The 16,227-nt window shown below is 47.8% G+C and carries 13 protein-coding genes; 7 read left to right on the plus strand and 6 right to left on the minus strand.

Annotated elements, in window-relative coordinates:
- Positions 1–64 precede the first annotated feature (64 nt).
- The 5 genes from CS369_RS12515 to CS369_RS12535 all read right to left on the minus strand — a co-directional run bounded on the left by CS369_RS12515 (position 65) and on the right by CS369_RS12535 (position 8,180).
- Positions 65–3,538, minus strand: a complete 3,474-nt coding sequence (locus CS369_RS12515; RefSeq protein ID WP_196907345.1) for a methyltransferase regulatory domain-containing protein — start codon at positions 3,536–3,538, stop codon at positions 65–67.
- A gap of 65 nt (positions 3,539–3,603) precedes the next feature.
- Complete coding sequence (locus tag CS369_RS12520) at positions 3,604–5,070, minus strand: hypothetical protein (protein WP_196907346.1); 1,467 nt, start codon at positions 5,068–5,070, stop codon at positions 3,604–3,606.
- Positions 5,063–6,577 (minus strand): methyltransferase regulatory domain-containing protein, encoded by a 1,515-nt coding sequence (locus CS369_RS12525; protein WP_196907347.1) that lies wholly within the window; start codon positions 6,575–6,577, stop codon positions 5,063–5,065. The genes CS369_RS12520 and CS369_RS12525 overlap by 8 nt, the downstream gene beginning before the upstream one ends.
- Positions 6,465–7,172, minus strand: a complete 708-nt coding sequence (locus tag CS369_RS12530) for a class I SAM-dependent methyltransferase (RefSeq protein WP_196907348.1) — start codon at positions 7,170–7,172, stop codon at positions 6,465–6,467. Before CS369_RS12530 ends, CS369_RS12525 begins: the two co-directional genes overlap by 113 nt.
- A gap of 114 nt (positions 7,173–7,286) precedes the next feature.
- Positions 7,287–8,180, minus strand: coding sequence for a flagellin (locus CS369_RS12535; RefSeq protein ID WP_196907349.1), 894 nt, complete (start codon positions 8,178–8,180; stop codon positions 7,287–7,289).
- A 267-nt stretch (positions 8,181–8,447) separates the two neighbouring features.
- Here CS369_RS12535 and fliD point away from each other — a divergent pair, with 267 nt between their 5' ends.
- From fliD to fliT, 3 genes are read left to right on the plus strand one after another with little or no spacing between them, the layout of a single operon-like run.
- Entirely contained in the window at positions 8,448–9,872 is a 1,425-nt protein-coding gene (gene fliD / locus CS369_RS12540; protein ID WP_196907350.1) for a flagellar filament capping protein FliD, read from the plus strand.
- Positions 9,873–9,887: 15 nt separating this feature from the next.
- Entirely contained in the window at positions 9,888–10,301 is a 414-nt protein-coding gene (gene fliS, locus CS369_RS12545; RefSeq protein WP_196907351.1) for a flagellar export chaperone FliS, read from the plus strand.
- Positions 10,302–10,673 carry a flagella biosynthesis regulatory protein FliT gene (fliT, locus tag CS369_RS12550; protein WP_196907352.1) on the plus strand — a complete coding sequence of 124 codons (372 nt, stop codon included), beginning with the start codon at positions 10,302–10,304 and terminating at the stop codon, positions 10,671–10,673.
- Between the two features lie 103 nt (positions 10,674–10,776).
- Here the strand turns inward: fliT and fliE are convergent, their stop codons facing one another.
- Positions 10,777–11,091 carry a flagellar hook-basal body complex protein FliE gene (gene fliE / locus CS369_RS12555; RefSeq protein ID WP_196907353.1) on the minus strand — a complete coding sequence of 105 codons (315 nt, stop codon included), beginning with the start codon at positions 11,089–11,091 and terminating at the stop codon, positions 10,777–10,779.
- A 329-nt stretch (positions 11,092–11,420) separates the two neighbouring features.
- Between fliE and fliF the strand changes: the two genes are divergently transcribed.
- From fliF to fliI, 4 genes are read left to right on the plus strand one after another with little or no spacing between them, the layout of a single operon-like run.
- Positions 11,421–13,157, plus strand: a complete 1,737-nt coding sequence (gene fliF, locus CS369_RS12560) for a flagellar basal-body MS-ring/collar protein FliF (RefSeq protein ID WP_196907354.1) — start codon at positions 11,421–11,423, stop codon at positions 13,155–13,157.
- On the plus strand, positions 13,154–14,146 hold the full coding sequence (gene fliG / locus CS369_RS12565; protein ID WP_196907355.1) for a flagellar motor switch protein FliG: 993 nt from the start codon (positions 13,154–13,156) through the stop codon (positions 14,144–14,146). Before fliF ends, fliG begins: the two co-directional genes overlap by 4 nt.
- Complete coding sequence (gene fliH, locus CS369_RS12570; protein ID WP_196907356.1) at positions 14,139–14,852, plus strand: flagellar assembly protein FliH; 714 nt, start codon at positions 14,139–14,141, stop codon at positions 14,850–14,852. The genes fliG and fliH overlap by 8 nt, the downstream gene beginning before the upstream one ends.
- Complete coding sequence (gene fliI, locus CS369_RS12575; protein WP_196907376.1) at positions 14,852–16,222, plus strand: flagellar protein export ATPase FliI; 1,371 nt, start codon at positions 14,852–14,854, stop codon at positions 16,220–16,222. Before fliH ends, fliI begins: the two co-directional genes overlap by 1 nt.
- The last annotated feature ends 5 nt before the right edge of the window (positions 16,223–16,227 follow it).

Consider the following 16,227-nt stretch of genomic DNA (forward strand, 5'->3'; position numbering starts at 1 on the left):
CATACATCACAACTCAAAGGTCCTTGTCACATAATAACATTTTGAGCGGTGATTACTCTACTTATCAATACCCGAATGCACATGCTTGCGCAGGTTTACCATCACAGTAATTCATCCAGACGCCTCGCATCATTTGCTCAAAGTACAGTGAGGGCGACCCACCTTGTTTTTCAATCGCCTTGAAGCGAGCCCGTAAGGCCTGCCGGCATTGATTCAGTTCATCAAGCCGAGTTGACCAGCTAATGGCTTGCTCGATGTATTCTTGCTTTGAAGAAGCGACAAATCCGTCCAAGACCAGTGCGTTTAATGCAGCAACACCTTGCCATGTATGGTAGTTTTCCCCCGTCAACATGAGTGTCGGCACCCCCATCCAAAGCGCATAGTTGGTAGTTGTCCCTCCAGAGTAAGGGTAAGTATCAAGCAATAAATCAATTTCATGATGTAATGCCAGATACTCACTTAACGACAGCCTTTCATGAAAAACAAGTTGAGATGATGCTATTCCATAGCTATCAAATTTAGCGCGCAAAATGGCAATGTCTTGTTTACCGGAGAGACCTGCGATAATCATTCGACTATCGGGCACCGACTTGAGTATTTGGGCCCATGCATCGCAAATATAATCGTTAAGTTTTTGTATACGATTCATGCTAGCAAACGTGAATCCCCCACGTTTTATAGCAGGTAATTCGTTCACTTCAGGGCTATTGTCCACAATTTTAAATTGAAGTTCGCTACGCAGATAAACCAGCTTTTCCACAAATTGTTGTTGGAAGTTTTTCGTTCTCGGAGCCAAATTAAAAACAAGGAAATAGTCCATTGCTGACATTCCTGTGGTGCCAGGACAACCAATCCAGCTTATCTGTATGGGAGCAGGTTTAAACGCAAACATAGGCAAGCGATTACACGCAGTATGACCAGAAAGATCAAACAGAATATCAATCTGTTCCTCATGGATTAGCTCAGCTAACTCTATATCGCTCTTGCGATACACAGCGTGCCATCCGTCAGCAGTTTGCTCAAAGGACTGCGTAACATTGTCGTACTTATTTGATGACGCAAAGCCATAAAGCGAAAAGTGCTCCCGATTGATACTCTCCCAAATGGGCCTTAAGAAGTTCGCCACTTGGTGATTCCATAGATCTCCAGAAACAAAACCAACGCGTAATTTACGCCCAGGTTCCCGTATTCCTTTCGGGATGAAATGCCGATGATACTGTTGTGCCAGTTGCTCGACCAATACACCATACCCTCGGTGCTCTGCATAAAGTGACTCAGGCGTTTCCCGTACATCGTGTAGCAGCGTGAAAAGATAGCTGCTATATAAATCACAGTCATCAGGAGCAATAGCACGCATACGGCGAAAACAGTCCACAGCTTCACTCATCCGCCCTTGCGAGCTGAGCAGGTTGGCCAGGTTGTTTAATATGTTAGGTTCTTCTGGCGCATATTGTTCTGCTTTTCGAACGCAAAATTCAGCTTGGGCCATCTCATTGCTGTCTTTATACAAGGTGCTGAGCATATTCCATGCCCCTGCATTACGACGATCGCAACGCAATATCTTGCGTACCAAACGCCCGGCATAGTAGTGTCGGTAGCTATACCAAAAGGCATAAGCAGCATCCAGGTATACACTCCAGCTCGTAGCATGCATCGACAATGTTTTCATCAAGGCAGCCAGCCCCTCGTCATATGCACCTGTCTTTAAGTTTGTTTGCCCGAGCAGATACCAGCAATACATGTTCGATGGCATTTCTTCGACCAACGCTTTAGCCTTGCTCCGAGCCGCCGCATAATCACTAATACTGATAAGGTCTCTAATTTGCTGTTGTACCTTTTTATCGACTGGCCTAGCATCAGCCACACGTTTACTGTGGTGAGACTTCTTCACTTTTTCTGAATCCGGGCTGATGTATCCCCCGATGCTGGTTTCACTGCAATACATGATCAATGCCCCGAGATAGCGCTCGCTCTTTGATGAACATGCTTGCAACAGTTGCTGAAAATAATGTTGCCAGGCAGGGACGCTCCCCCACAGCACGCCTCCTATACGTAGACGCTCCATGAACTCGTAGCAATCAGCGTCAAGTGGCATGTCAGATTTCTGGCATAACAGCAGCCTCAGGTAATCTTGTTCTTGCTGAGTAAAGGTAAACGTAATCTTGTCATGCCAAAGATTGAAAGCACCGATAGCGGTATGCGCGGGTACGTTACCCCGCAATAAGGCAGCAACACAAGGTAGGAGCTGTACTGATGTCGATGAGCTACTATTATAACGCCCTTGTTCTTGGCTAAAGTGCAATCCATCGATTCCACTGCGAAAAAGCATTGTAAGCGCATCCAACACATCCTGCTGATGCTGCTTATCTTCTTTATCATATTCTGGCGCTCGGGTATTAAACACCAATTGATCAAAACTGACACTGTGGGGCCAGGCATCACTGATCACATCCATCATGTTCAGCGCTAAGTCATGATTGATATGCACAACAACACCACTGCCAGAATAATGCGCATTGGCCACATAGCCTTCGTTAGTTACACCTCGCTGAAAACTCCCCGCCCAATGAAAATGCGTCAACCGCGCTAAATCAGGTGTTGGCAGAATGTCCTTTGCACGCTGTTCAGGCACTAACAAACTAAAACGATGGCTACGTCCAACAGCAAAATCCAGGTATTGCTGACCCAGCAACTTGTTATCACCCGGGCATATTGCATTATGCAGTTTCTCAACGTCACCACCATAGTACCCCGCAATCTCGGTATGAGGCAGAAGATCCCCTACATAGGCAAATCCAGCACCGGCAGCCATAGCATGGAAATCGAGTAGATAGCATGGCTCATTCAAACCCTGAAGATACCTCAGACTCAAGGCTAAATCTGAGCTGGTTTCAGCGTGTTTAACCAGCTCACGCATTGGTTCACTTAATGTATTTTTTGCAGCCAGTCCCAGAGACATGAAAGTTAGCATCGCACGAGCACTATCAAGTTGTTCTGCTGGCGTTTGTGCCAGGCTGCTATGCAATTGCAGCGCATCCTGCAATACTTCAGCAACCTTATAGCCGGGATAAGTACTCCATGCCAGACAAGCTATCCCTTTGGGCGTTAAATGCAGCTTAACCCATTCTAATAGCGCCGAGCGCATTGCATTATTGATCGTAGAGAAATGACCATGAATGATAATGTAATCAAACTCCCCCAAATCACTGTTTAATAATTCATCAATTCCCGCGGTCGCCAACTGAAGATTTGGCACTGACATTGTGCGTAATGCATGTTGCCCTTGGCTAATCAGCGCATCATCCAGATCAATACCAACCGCCTGACTCTTTTCATAAGCAAGTACAAACGGCAGTATGTTATCCCCAGCACCACATCCCAGTTCAAGTACTCTGGCTTTTTCTACTGCAGGCGTATGGATACAGTATAAATAGGCCACCGCCTTGATATGTACCGGCGATGCATATGACGTTTCAATTTGTGGGCGATGTACTGTTTCATCAGCAACATTAACAAGGTCAACAGAATTATCTTGCATATTAAGTGGATATCCTTAATTCATTAGTCCAATCGCTTTACGGTGGCATAGCTGCTCAATAGCAACTATTGATCCGCTGAGTAAGGTTGCCCGACTGAAAAACTCTCAGGTTCCAGCCTTAAACAATAACGCCGCCAACATTCACGCCACATCTGCCCCACGCAGTCTGAAACCGATACCTTACCAGCACCATCGCTAGCCGCTTTTACACGATCGCGCAGGCTAAGACGAATGGCATTGAGTTCGTTAGTTTTACTCGACCAAAGCACAGCTTTTTCGATGAATTCGTCTTTACTGTACCCAATAAACGCCGACAATCCGCAAGACTGCATAATGGATGCCCCCTGACGTGACACCAGTGTCTCACCCGCCAGTGAAATGGTTGGTACCCCCATCCATACAGCATGATTTGTGACAGTGCCGCCTGTAAATGGAAAGGTATTTAACAACAAATCGACGTCGTTATGCGCCTGAAAATAATGTTCTAACCTCATGTTTTCAAATAGCTTAACTCGATTGATATCAATACCTCGGCGGTGCAAATTCTCAATAATGTGAGCCCAAATAGCACTCGGCATGTTGCCAATGCGCATTCTTGACGTTGGAACGCGTTTTAATATCTCCGCCCACGCATCTAACACATCATCATTGACCTTATTCGGGCGGTTGAAACTGCCAAAGGTGAAATAGCCGTTCTTAAGTGCAGGCAATGGGTTGACAGGTATCGTGGATTCCTTGTTGTCAAAACTATTCGGCAGAGAAAGGTAGATCAATTTTTCCGTAAATTGCGCCTCAATCACGGGATCTTTCGCCACAGGGAAAATAGTCGCGTAATAATCCATTACAGGCAATCCCGTGGTAGTATGATAACCAACCCAAGAAATTTGTATCGGCGCGTGTTTTAACGCAAAGGTGCTTAACCGGTTGTATCCGGTATGCCCAGAAAGATCGATCAATATATCAATCTTATCCGTCTTTATCATCTCGGCTAATTCAATTGGGTTGACATATTGAATATCTCGCCAGGCATCTGAGGTTGCTTCGAAGTGATCCGTACCCGCATTGCGCAAATAGGAGGGGCTGTTGTTGTAGCAGTATAATTCAAACAGTTCCCGATCTAACTTGTCCCAAATCGGTGTGAAAAAAAAGCCCACTGGATGCCAATATCTAAGGTCACCAGATACAAAACCGATACGCAGTTTCCTATCGAAAGATTTTTCGAGGGGTCGATAACCTTCGAACGTCTGATGCGCGGCCCATGCCATTTCTCCTTTGGCATAGGCCAAATGACAATCCATAAGCTCTTGGGCAGTCGCATTTTTACTGTGAGAAAGAATAAATGCCAATTGGCTGTAGACATAGTAATCAGAAATCGGATCTCTTATCGCTTTACGTAGAAACGCAATTCCCTCATCAGTCTTTGCCTGTTCGCAAAGGCATCCCCCCAATAGACCAACGATTTGCTGATTATTCGGCACTAATGCCATCGCCTGTCGTGCACAGTATTCGGCATGATCTAATGTTTTACTCACTTTGTAAGAGTCCAAGCAAAAACCAATCTGGAGAGCTTTTCCGGTTACAGAGCAAAATTGCACGGGCTAACCGCCCTGCAGTCCAAAACACTCGGTGTTGGTAGAGCGCCATCGCCAACTCTGAGTAAACAAATAAAATCGTTGAGTTATAAGATAATATACGCGTTAGCATCAGTGCAGTTGATGCATCATCCGCAACCCGCCGATAAAATCGTGATAAATAATAACAACCGTTTATCGTTTTCAGAAGTCGCTCTCGTTCATGCTCTACAAGCGCGATCGCTTTTTCATTTTTACTTTTAATCAGAAGACTATTAATTTCAATAACCAACTCACCATCTATCGAGTCTTCATCCTGATTCGCAGCGTTTGTGTCTGTTTCATTGGCCAGAAGTTCAAAGGTGCAAGTATAGAATCCTCCTGCCGAAACATTGCTGGAGAACAGTAATAACGCACAAGGTACTCGATTAAGATCAACTAATTCTGCATTGCGCGCGACCTGCTGATAATAGCGTTTCCAGCCCAGTGCAGATGCGTTTAACACACCTTTATGGTGCAGGTTGTCAACCAACGTTCGGTTGGTTGCTGTAAGGGTTAAGCTTGGAAGTAACAGTTGTTCCCGTTCTTCTTCCGTAAGCCCTACCACTTCTTGCCACAGATTAATGACAGACAGCGATCCTGGCGCACTCTGCAACTGGAGCTTAACACTCTCGCTAGCTGCAACATGGTGCTCATTGCACAAACTGTGGCGATCTTTGTCCAACTGAAAATGGAGGCTTGAGATGCCTTTATTCAGCAATGCTTTCAGTGCATTGATTATTTTCTTCTCTAGATCGGCCGAAAAAGGCGATTCTGGATCATCATCTGGCAATCGACAATGAAAGACGAGTTGGTCAAAGCTGACACTATACGGCCAAGCATCTCCGAGGGTGTCAAGGATACACATCGTCAGAATATTGTCTGTAGAAACAGCGACACCATCATGACTGGCGAGCGAGTTATGAATAACACGAAGATCGGAAGCCTGACGGCGGAACCCCCCAGCCCAACGCATATCCGCCAATCGGGAATAATCAATCTGCTCAGATACTTCTGGAGCCCTACTCTGCGATACCAATAAACTAAAACGCTGACTACGATTTACTGCAATATCCAAATATTGCTGACCCATCACCTTTCCACATCCAAAGGCGATATCCTGCCACCGTTCATCTAACGCTTTGTTGTAAAAATCGGGCGTTTCTGTTTCAGGCCTCACATCACCCACGTAGGCCAAACCGCAATTTTCGATACGGTTATTAAATTCGACTAAATAACTGGATTCGTTTTTGCTTTCCAGAAAATAGTTTATGAATAAATCGCCTGACAGTGCATTCGCTTTCTTCAGAGGTAAGTCAAGACGGCTTTCGGTTCGGGGATACCTGGTTAAGCCAAGACAACATCGCTTTTCCCTGCTCGACTTGCTCGGTAAAATTTTCCCCCCGACAACTGTGAAGTTGGATCGCATCGCGTAGTGCCTCCATGGATTTAGCTCCGGGCTGGCAAAACCAATCTAGAGCAATAATGCCTTTCACACTCAACTTTTGTTGAAAAAACGCCAGCAAGAGATCGGTCACGTCATTGGCAAGCAGGGAAAAACTCCCCTGAACAATGATGTAATCAAAATTCTCCCACGAGTTGCCCAGTAATGCTTCCAGAGACAAACTGTAAAGATGTAGGTTGGTCGGCAACAGGATATCTGCATTTTTCTGTTTTTCAGGGAGAGACTCTGATGCTAATTCAACCCCAACGATCTGCGCAGAAGGGTAAGCAGTGGCAAAAGGCAGTAAGTTTAATCCGTCTTCACACCCAAGCACTAAAGTACGCGAATATTCAGCTGGCACAGTGTCAATGCCGTACAGCCACGAAACAGCCCGAATATGTTCAACCGAACCATAGACTCGCTCCATTGGGGTTGGAACAATGTCCTCAGCCGTGGTGTTCTTTACGTCACTATTGTTCTTGTTGCCCAACTTACTGTACTGTCTAAAGCCGCCATTTGACCAACTCCCAATTAAACCTACCTGCAGACTATCAACCTTGATACACACACAATCCAGCAAGGACGTTATTCTTCTAGCCGTTATTATCCGGCACTAACGTAAAAAAATAAAAACTTGTGCTTTTAAACAAAAAAAGCCAGTCCGGAGGCTGGCTTTGAAAACTGAGTATAGCAATTAACGCAGCAGAGACAGAAGAGTCTGCGGAACCTGGTTGGCTTGGGCCAATACAGCAGTACCAGCCTGTTGCAGAATCTGGTTTTTGCTCATGTTAGACACTTCGGTCGCCATATCAGCATCTTCAATACGACTACGTGCAGCACTCAGGTTAGTTACGGTGTTTTTCAGGTTAGTGATGGTGGATTCAAAACGGTTCTGAATCGCACCCAGATCACTACGTTGCGTATCAATGGCTTTCAGTGCAGCGTCCAAATCAGCCAATACGGTAGTATCCAGAACGTCAACACCTTTCGCGCCAACTTGACGTTGACCAGCAGCAGTACCGGTACCGGAAACAGTAACCTGGCCACCAGAAGCAGCGGCAGAACCAGCGGAATCAAATTTGTTCCAGCCAGAGTTGCCTTTCAGGGTGATAATGATAGTTTCGCTATCGTTAGCACCGACCTGGATGGAAATAGACGTATTAGCACTGGTTTGGGACAGCACTTTGATACCGTTGAACTGAGTCTGAGAAGCAACGCGGTCAATTTCTTCCAAACGTTGGTTAACTTCAGACTGGATGGAGTCGATGTCAGATGCAGAGTTAGTACTATTCTGTGCCTGAACAGACAGTTCACGGATACGCTGCAGGTTGTTGTTGATTTCGTTCAGAGAACCTTCAACAGTCTGCGCGATTGAGATACCGTCGTTCGCGTTACGAGCAGCCTGACTCAAACCTTTGATATTTCCGGTGAAACGGTTAGCAATCGACTGACCAGCAGCATCATCTTTAGCGCTGTTGATGCTATAGCCTGAAGACAGACGTTCAATAGCTGTCCCCAGTGCGGACTCAGATTTATTCAGGTTATTTTGTGCTACCAGCGACAGGCTGTTAGTGTTGATCACTGCCATAGTTGTATTCCTTTTTCAATTAAAGTCAGTTAGGGGGGGGACAGCGTTTGCTGCCCACGGTTTCATCACCGTCCTAACTTGATATCGGCGCTCCTTTCAGAAGCTTTAATGATTTTTTAAAATTTCCTTCGAAGTGGATTACTGATTAAAATACGCTGTAGCGGATGCCATCGTGCCATCTCAGTTCTGCTGAAAGATTATACTAAACTTTGTTCATTATTTGCCGATAAGCTTCTAAAGGCATTAACCTATTCATAAGGAATTACCATGGAAAGCATCAGCTTCACAGATCCCACCAGCATAATGAGCGATAGCCTTTCGAAATTAAAAACCAATGAAAAGACTCGCTTAACCCCGGTAAAGGGACAACAAAAGCTTTACGAAAACCGAGATAAAGCCTTTGACACCCTTAAGAGTGCACTAGAAAAGCTGAACAATGCCGCAGAAGCATTGACCAAAGCAAGCAGTATCAATAAAACCAGTGTTAGCAGCACCAATACCGCTTTCACAACAACAACGGATAGCAAAGCAACTAACGGCAATTACAGTGTAGAAGTGAAGACACTTGCTACCGCGCAATCCTTGATCTCGGGTGAATTCGCCAGCAATACAGCACAGCAGGGAGCAGCGACAGAAAACAATACCCGGACCCTGACTATCAGCCAGCCTGGTCAGGATAAACCACTTGAAATCAAATTGGCCGATGACCAGACATCATTAGTGGGCATCCGTGATGCAATTAATAAGGCTAATGGCAATGTTGGTGCGAGTATCATCAAAGTGGATGACGATACTTATTATTTGTCTATCACGGCCAAAGACACGGGCACCGATGCCAAGATGACTATCAGCGTCACCGGTGATGACACGCTGAATAGCAAATTGAATTATACCTCCGATACAGGTGCTGGCAGTGGTGCAATGACGCAGCAAACTGCCGCGCAAAATGCATCAATAAAGTTTAATGGCATGACGATTGAGCGCCAAAGTAACACGATTTCTGATGCTATTGACGGCATTACATTAACCTTGAAATCCCAGACAGCGACGAATTCATCAGAGACACTATCAATCGCCAGTGATATTGCGCCGATGAAGACAGCCGTGCAAAATTACGTCGATGCGTACAATGCACAGCAGACTACAATTGGTACTTTGACCAAATATACAGAGGTAGATCCTGGTTCTGATGCACAAAGCACCAGTAAAGGTGTACTGCTTGGTAACAGCACTGTCCGTGGTATCCAGACCTCGCTGAAAACACAAATCTCCTCCGCTCAGAGCGGTATGGATATCAGTACGCTCAATGAAATGGGCGTTAAACAAAACCCCAAAACCGGCATGCTTGAGATTGATAGCGATAAGCTAACAACTGCACTGACAGATAATTCCAGTCAGGTATTAAATTTTTTCGTTGGCGACGGAAAAACCACCGGCTACTCTACGCAAGTCACTAATTATTTAGACAACGTTCTTGATTCCAGCAAAGGGGCAATCCAAACCGCTAAAGACAGTAACGCAGCGACGCTGAAAACCATTAAAAAAACCTACGATCGCACTCAGCAAAGTATCGAAGATAATATTGCGCGCTATAAAGCGCAGTTTGCCCAGATTGATAAGTTGGTTTCTAAAATGAATCGCACCAGCGATAATCTGATAAAACAACTCGCTGCCTTAAACAAAAGTAGTTAATGGAGAAAGCCACTGATGTACAGCAGAAATGGCAGCCAGGCCTATGCCCAAGTTGGCCTGGAAAGCAGTGTGATGAGCGCCAGCCCACATCAGCTCATTGTGCTGCTTTTTGACGGTGCGCGCAGTGCGTTGGTCCGTGCGCTGATTTTATTACAGCAGAATGATATTGTTGGTAAAGGTTACGCTTTATCCAAAGCTATCGATATCATCACGAATGGCCTTAAAGCGGGCTTAGACATAGAAAAAGGCGGTGAGTTGGCAGAGAACCTTGCCGCCCTTTATGATTACATGGTTCAACGTTTGATGATTGCCAATTTGCATAATGATGCAAAGGTTATCGACGAAGTTGAAACATTGCTTAATAGCATCTCTGATGCCTGGCGCCAGATTGGCCCTACACCGCAAGCGGTACAGAGCGGAGCAGCATAAATGACAACGCTTTCGCAACTGCTTAAGTATTATCAGCAGCTTCAGCTACTGAGCCGGCATATATTGGCTCTGGCTAACAACGGCGCATGGGATGAAGTGGTCGAACAAGAGATTATCTACATCCAGTCGGTGGAGAATCTGAGCAAGATGCCGATTCCCGATAATCTGGGCAGTGTAATGCAGTTGCAATTTCGCAAAATTTTGCGAGAAATCGTAGAAAGTGAAGCGCAAATAAAAGAGTTACTGCAAAAACGCATGGATGAGCTGAGTTCATTAATGCAAATATCAGTTAAGCAGCATAGTGTCAATGCCGCCTATGGTGAACTCCCGCCCCAAGGTGTTATTCCTGACAATATTAATCCTCAAGAGTGACGGTGCCAGGGCAGTTTGCCATGTGCAATAAAAAACCATTCTGACGTCGTCGGAATGGTTTTTTAGACTGAAGCTTACCAACTCGGTTTCGCCAGATACTGACTCAGACGGAAAGGCTCATCATTTCCTGATAAGCAGCAACCAGCTTGTTACGTACCTGGATACCCATTTGCATATTGATTGAGGATTTCTGTAAATCCACCATCACATCATTCAATTCAACGCCCGGTGTACCCAAGGTGAACTTTTGCGCTTGCTCACGTGCGGCTTGTTGAGTGCCACTAATGTTATCCAATGCAGACTTTAGCTCACTCGCAAAACCAGGCTCGATAGTCGGTTTAACGCCAGGATTGTTCGCCGCTTGTAACGCGGTAGCCTGCAATTGCTGCACTACGCTCTCAATACCTTGAACTGACATTGTCTCTCACTTTTTCCCACAGGAATGCCCCACAACAGCGCCATCTTTCGCAAATGATTTCGTGACAAGGAGCTTATTGCTCCACGTTGCTATCGCACAAAAATCATCCGATTAACACAGTGCACTAAACTACCATATCAGTCTTATCCTAAAAGGCGTAAAAGACAGGGAAAATGCCACCTTATCGGAGCATCGTTTTTGCCGTTACGGAAAATAATACTACGCCGACAAAAGTAGGTGCACGTATTAACGATTGCGCAATCAGGGAGTGCTGTTTTGTTACGTACCAACGTTAATTTTATCGCTCAACAACCAAGCAGAGAACGAGTATGAACGCCGCAACCGATTTTATGTCCGGTGGAAAAGGGTTTGGCGAGATACTCAACCGCTTGCGCGCCAATCCTAAAATTCCCCTGTTAGTTGCGGCAGCAGCTGCAATTGCAATTGTTGTCGCTATGGTACTATGGGCAAAAGGCCCTGATTACCGGGTGCTCTACAATAACGTCAATGACCGTGATGGTGGAGCCATTGTCAACGAACTGACAAAAATGAATATCCCTTACCGATTTGCTGAAGGTGGCAGTGCAATCCTGATCCCCTCAACAAACGTGTATGAAACCCGTTTACGCCTTGCTCAACTGGGACTTCCCAAAGGAGGGGCGGTTGGTTTTGAATTGCTCGATCAGGAAAAGTTTGGTATCAGCCAATTTAGCGAGCAGATCAACTATCAGAGGGCGCTAGAAGGCGAACTGTCACGCACCATTGAAACGCTCGGACCAGTGCAAACAGCACGAGTGCATCTGGCGATACCTAAGCCCTCACTGTTCGTTCGCGAACAGAATGCACCCTCTGCGTCCGTAACGTTGAACTTGCAACCGGGCCGTGCCTTGGATGAAGGGCAAATCAACTCCATCGTCTACATGATTTCAAGCAGCGTGTCCGGCTTGCCCCCCGATAACGTCACCGTTGTAGACCAGATGGGCCGCCTGCTCACCTCCGCGGGTGCAGCTGGACGCGATATAAACGCGACACAGCTGAAATATGTGACAGAAATCGAGTCTATGTATCAGCGCCGCATTGAAGCCATTATTGCCCCTATTGTCGGCGGCGGTAACGTGCATGCGCAAGTCACAGCACAAGTCGACTTTTCCGCACGTGAACAAACCGATGAACAATACCAGCCCAACTCTGCACCAAATCAAGCAGCTACTCGATCACAACAAACCAGTCAAAGTGAGCAACGTGGTGGGCCCAACGTGGGGGGCGTCCCTGGTGCATTATCTAACCAGCCAGCTCCGGCACCCACAACGCCTATAGCGACACCGGCAAATAACGCCGCTAATGCTAACAACGCGAACCAAAATCAAAACAATAACCAGAACCCGCAGCAGGCCAATCAGCAGAATCAAAATGCAGCGACGGGCGCGCAAGGTAATTCAGTTATACAAACGTCAAACTCACGTAATGATGCAACAACAAATTACGAAGTTGATAAGACAATTCTGCATACCAAACACAGCACCGGAGGCATTAAGCGTCTTTCTGTTGCCGTTATAGTCAACTATCTGCCACCAGGGGAAGACGGTAAGCCCATCGCCTTGTCGGAAGAGCAGATAAAGCAAATTGACACCGTTGCGCGCGAAGTCATGGGTTTTTCAACTGAGCGTGGTGACTCATTAAACGTTGTCAACACACCGTTTATGTCTACCAGTGATGCTGCCAGCGAACTCCCCTTCTGGCAGAAACAGGCCTTCTTCGAGCTGATGGTTGAAGTCGGACAGTGGCTTCTGGTTCTTCTTGTCGCTTGGATCGTTTGGCGTAAGCTGGTTAGACCGCAATTCAAGAAACGTGAAGAACAGTTGGCTGCGGCTAATGCAGCGGCACAAATGCGCAACAATTCTAACGATGTCATAGTTAAGCTGAGCAAAGACGAAGAAGAACTGCAACGTCGCTCACAACAGCGCATCAACACCGAGTTGCAAAGCCAGCGTGTACGCGATCTGGCTGAAAACGATCCGCGCGTCATCGCCCTGGTTATTCGCCAATGGATGAGTACTGAACTATGAGTATGAAAGGCACAGAAAATAGCGCCATCTTGTTGATGACCGTGGGCGAAGATCTCGCAGCAGAGGTATTTACTCACCTTTCAACGCGTGAAGTGCAGAATTTGAGTACGGCAATGGCGAATCTGCGCCAAGTCTCGCCGCAACAGTTGGCAGAAGTACTCAACGAGTTCGAGGTGGAAGCAGAACAATACGCCGCATTGAGCGTCAATGCCGGTGATTATCTGCGCTCGGTGCTGGTGAAAGCGCTGGGCGAAGAGCGAGCATCCAGCCTGTTGGAGGATATTCTTGAAAGCCGCGAAACGAGCGGCGGTATCGAAACCCTCAACTTTATGGAGCCGCAAACTGCCGCAGATATTATTCGCGACGAGCACCCACAAATTATTGCAACCATCCTGGTGCATTTAAAACGGGCGCAGGCTGCGGATATTCTGGCACTGTTTGATGAGCGGTTGCGTAACGATGTCATGCTGCGTATTGCCACTTTCGGCGGCGTTCAACCTTCAGCGTTGGCAGAACTGACCGAAGTGTTGAATGGCTTGATGGATGGTCAGAACGTGAAACGCAGCAAAATGGGTGGTGTTCGTACTGCGGCCGAGATTATCAACCTGATGAAGAGCCAGCAGGAAGAGGCAGTTATCGATGCTGTTCGCGAGTTCGATGGCGAACTGGCACAAAAAATCATCGACGAAATGTTCCTGTTCGAAAACCTTATTGATGTGGACGATCGCAGTATCCAGCGCCTGTTGCAAGAAGTGGAATTCGAATCGCTGCTGTTGGCACTGAAAGGCTCCAACGAGCCGTTACGCGAGAAGTTCCTGCGCAATATGTCGCAGCGGGCGGCAGAAATTCTGCGCGATGACCTCTCGACTCGCGGCCCGGTTCGCATGTCTCAAGTGGAAAACGAACAGAAAGCCATCCTGCTTATTGTGCGTCGTCTGGCCGACAGCGGCGAGATGATCATCGGTGGCGGCGAGGATGCTTATGTCTGATGCCGCTGACAACATGGCCTGGAAGCCCTGGAAGCTGAAAGACTTGGCATCCCCGTTTGATGTCGAGCCTGAACCGAAAATCGACGTTGTCGAACCGGAAGAAGCAGCACCAGAGTCGGTGGATCAATTCCGCTCGTTTGAGGCGGAACTGGAAAGTATGCGTGAGCAGACCATGCGGCAGGCGCGCGAAGCAGGCTTTGCCGAGGGACGCCAACAAGGCTATGACGCAGGGTATCAGGAAGGGCTGACTGCTGGTACGCAGCAAGGTACGCAAGATGCCTTGCTGCAACAGCAGCCGATGATTGAGCATATGCAGCAGTTGGTGAGCGCGTTCCAGCAGACATTGGATGCTATGGACAGCGCTATTCCAGCGCGCTTGACGCAATTAGCCTTGACCGTTGCGAAACAGATTATTGGTCAGGCACCGCTGTGCGATGGCACCGCGTTGCAGCATCAGATTCAACAGTTGATCCAGCAGGAGCCGCTGTTCAGTGGGAAAGCGCAATTACGGGTCAATCCCAGCGATCTCGAGTGTGTAGAAGCAGCGCTTGGACCCACGCTGGAACAGCACGGCTGGCGATTGCTAGCCGATGGTCAACTGCATCCAGGCGGATGCAAAGTGAGCGCAGAGGAAGGCGATCTCGATGCCAGCCTCGCCACGCGCTGGCATGAGCTATGCCGATTGGCTGCGCCGGGAGAGTTATGATGACCCATCACCTCGCACGTTGGTTTGCCGAATTGGACGCTTTCGAAAAGCGTATCAAAGAGACACCGTCCGTGCGTCGTTACGGGCGTTTAAAGCGTGCGACCGGGTTGGTGCTGGAAGCTACAGGACTACAAATGCCCTTGGGCGCGACCTGCCTGATTGAACGCCACATGGGCACTAAAACGGATGAAGTTGAGTGCGAGGTAGTTGGCTTTAACGGTCAGAGCCTATTCCTGATGCCACTGGAAGAAATGGAAGGCATCACACCGGGTGCGAGAGTCTATGCCCGTGTCGCGACGCAGGGTGTGGTGCAAGGGAAGCAATTGCCTTTAGGGCCGGAGTTGCTTGGTCGTGTTCTTGATGGCAGCGCTAAACCGCTTGATGGCTTACCGCCCCCGGAAACCGGCTATCGCGCACCGCTGATGACTGCGCCTTTTAACCCTCTCCAGCGTACACCGATTGAAGATGTACTGGACGTGGGTGTGCGCGCCATCAACGCACTGTTAACCGTGGGCCGTGGCCAACGTATGGGCTTGTTTGCCGGTTCCGGTGTCGGTAAAAGCGTACTGCTGGGTATGATGGCACGCTATACCAAAGCAGACGTTATCGTCGTCGGGTTGATCGGCGAACGCGGTCGGGAAGTGAAAGATTTTATTGAAAACATACTGGGTGACGAAGGGCGAGCGCGTTCAGTGGTCATCGCCGCGCCTGCGGACGTCTCTCCCCTGCTACGTATGCATGGAGCCGCTTATGCAACGCGTATTGCTGAAGATTTTCGCGATCGCGGCCAGCACGTATTGCTGATCATGGATTCTCTGACGCGTTATGCAATGGCACATCGTGAAATTGCATTGGCTATCGGTGAGCCACCGGCCACCAAAGGCTATCCACCGTCGGTGTTCGCCAAACTGCCTGCGCTGGTTGAACGTGCGGGCAATGGTATTCACGGCGGCGGATCGATTACCGCGTTCTATACGGTGCTGACCGAAGGTGATGACCAGCAGGACCCAATTGCGGACTCAGCGCGTGCTATTCTGGATGGACATATTGTCCTGTCGCGCCAATTGGCCGAATCCGGTCACTATCCGGCCATTGATATTGAAGCGTCAATCAGCCGCGCCATGACCGCGCTAATTGATGAAAAGCACTACGCCTTGGTAAGGTTGTTTAAGCAGTTACTCTCCAGTTACCAACGTAACCGGGACTTGATAAACGTGGGGGCTTACGCGCCGGGCAGCGATCCGACGCTTGACCAGGCCATTCGCCTCTACCCACAGCTTCAGGATTTTTTGCAGCAAGGCATGTTTGAACACAGTGGTTATGAAGCCTCTTGTCAGGCTTTAAACGTCATTTTTCCCCGTAGCGAGTAGGAGGA

Source organism: Candidatus Symbiopectobacterium sp. 'North America' (genome assembly GCF_015762685.1).
Classification (GTDB): Bacteria; Pseudomonadota; Gammaproteobacteria; order Enterobacterales; family Enterobacteriaceae; genus Symbiopectobacterium.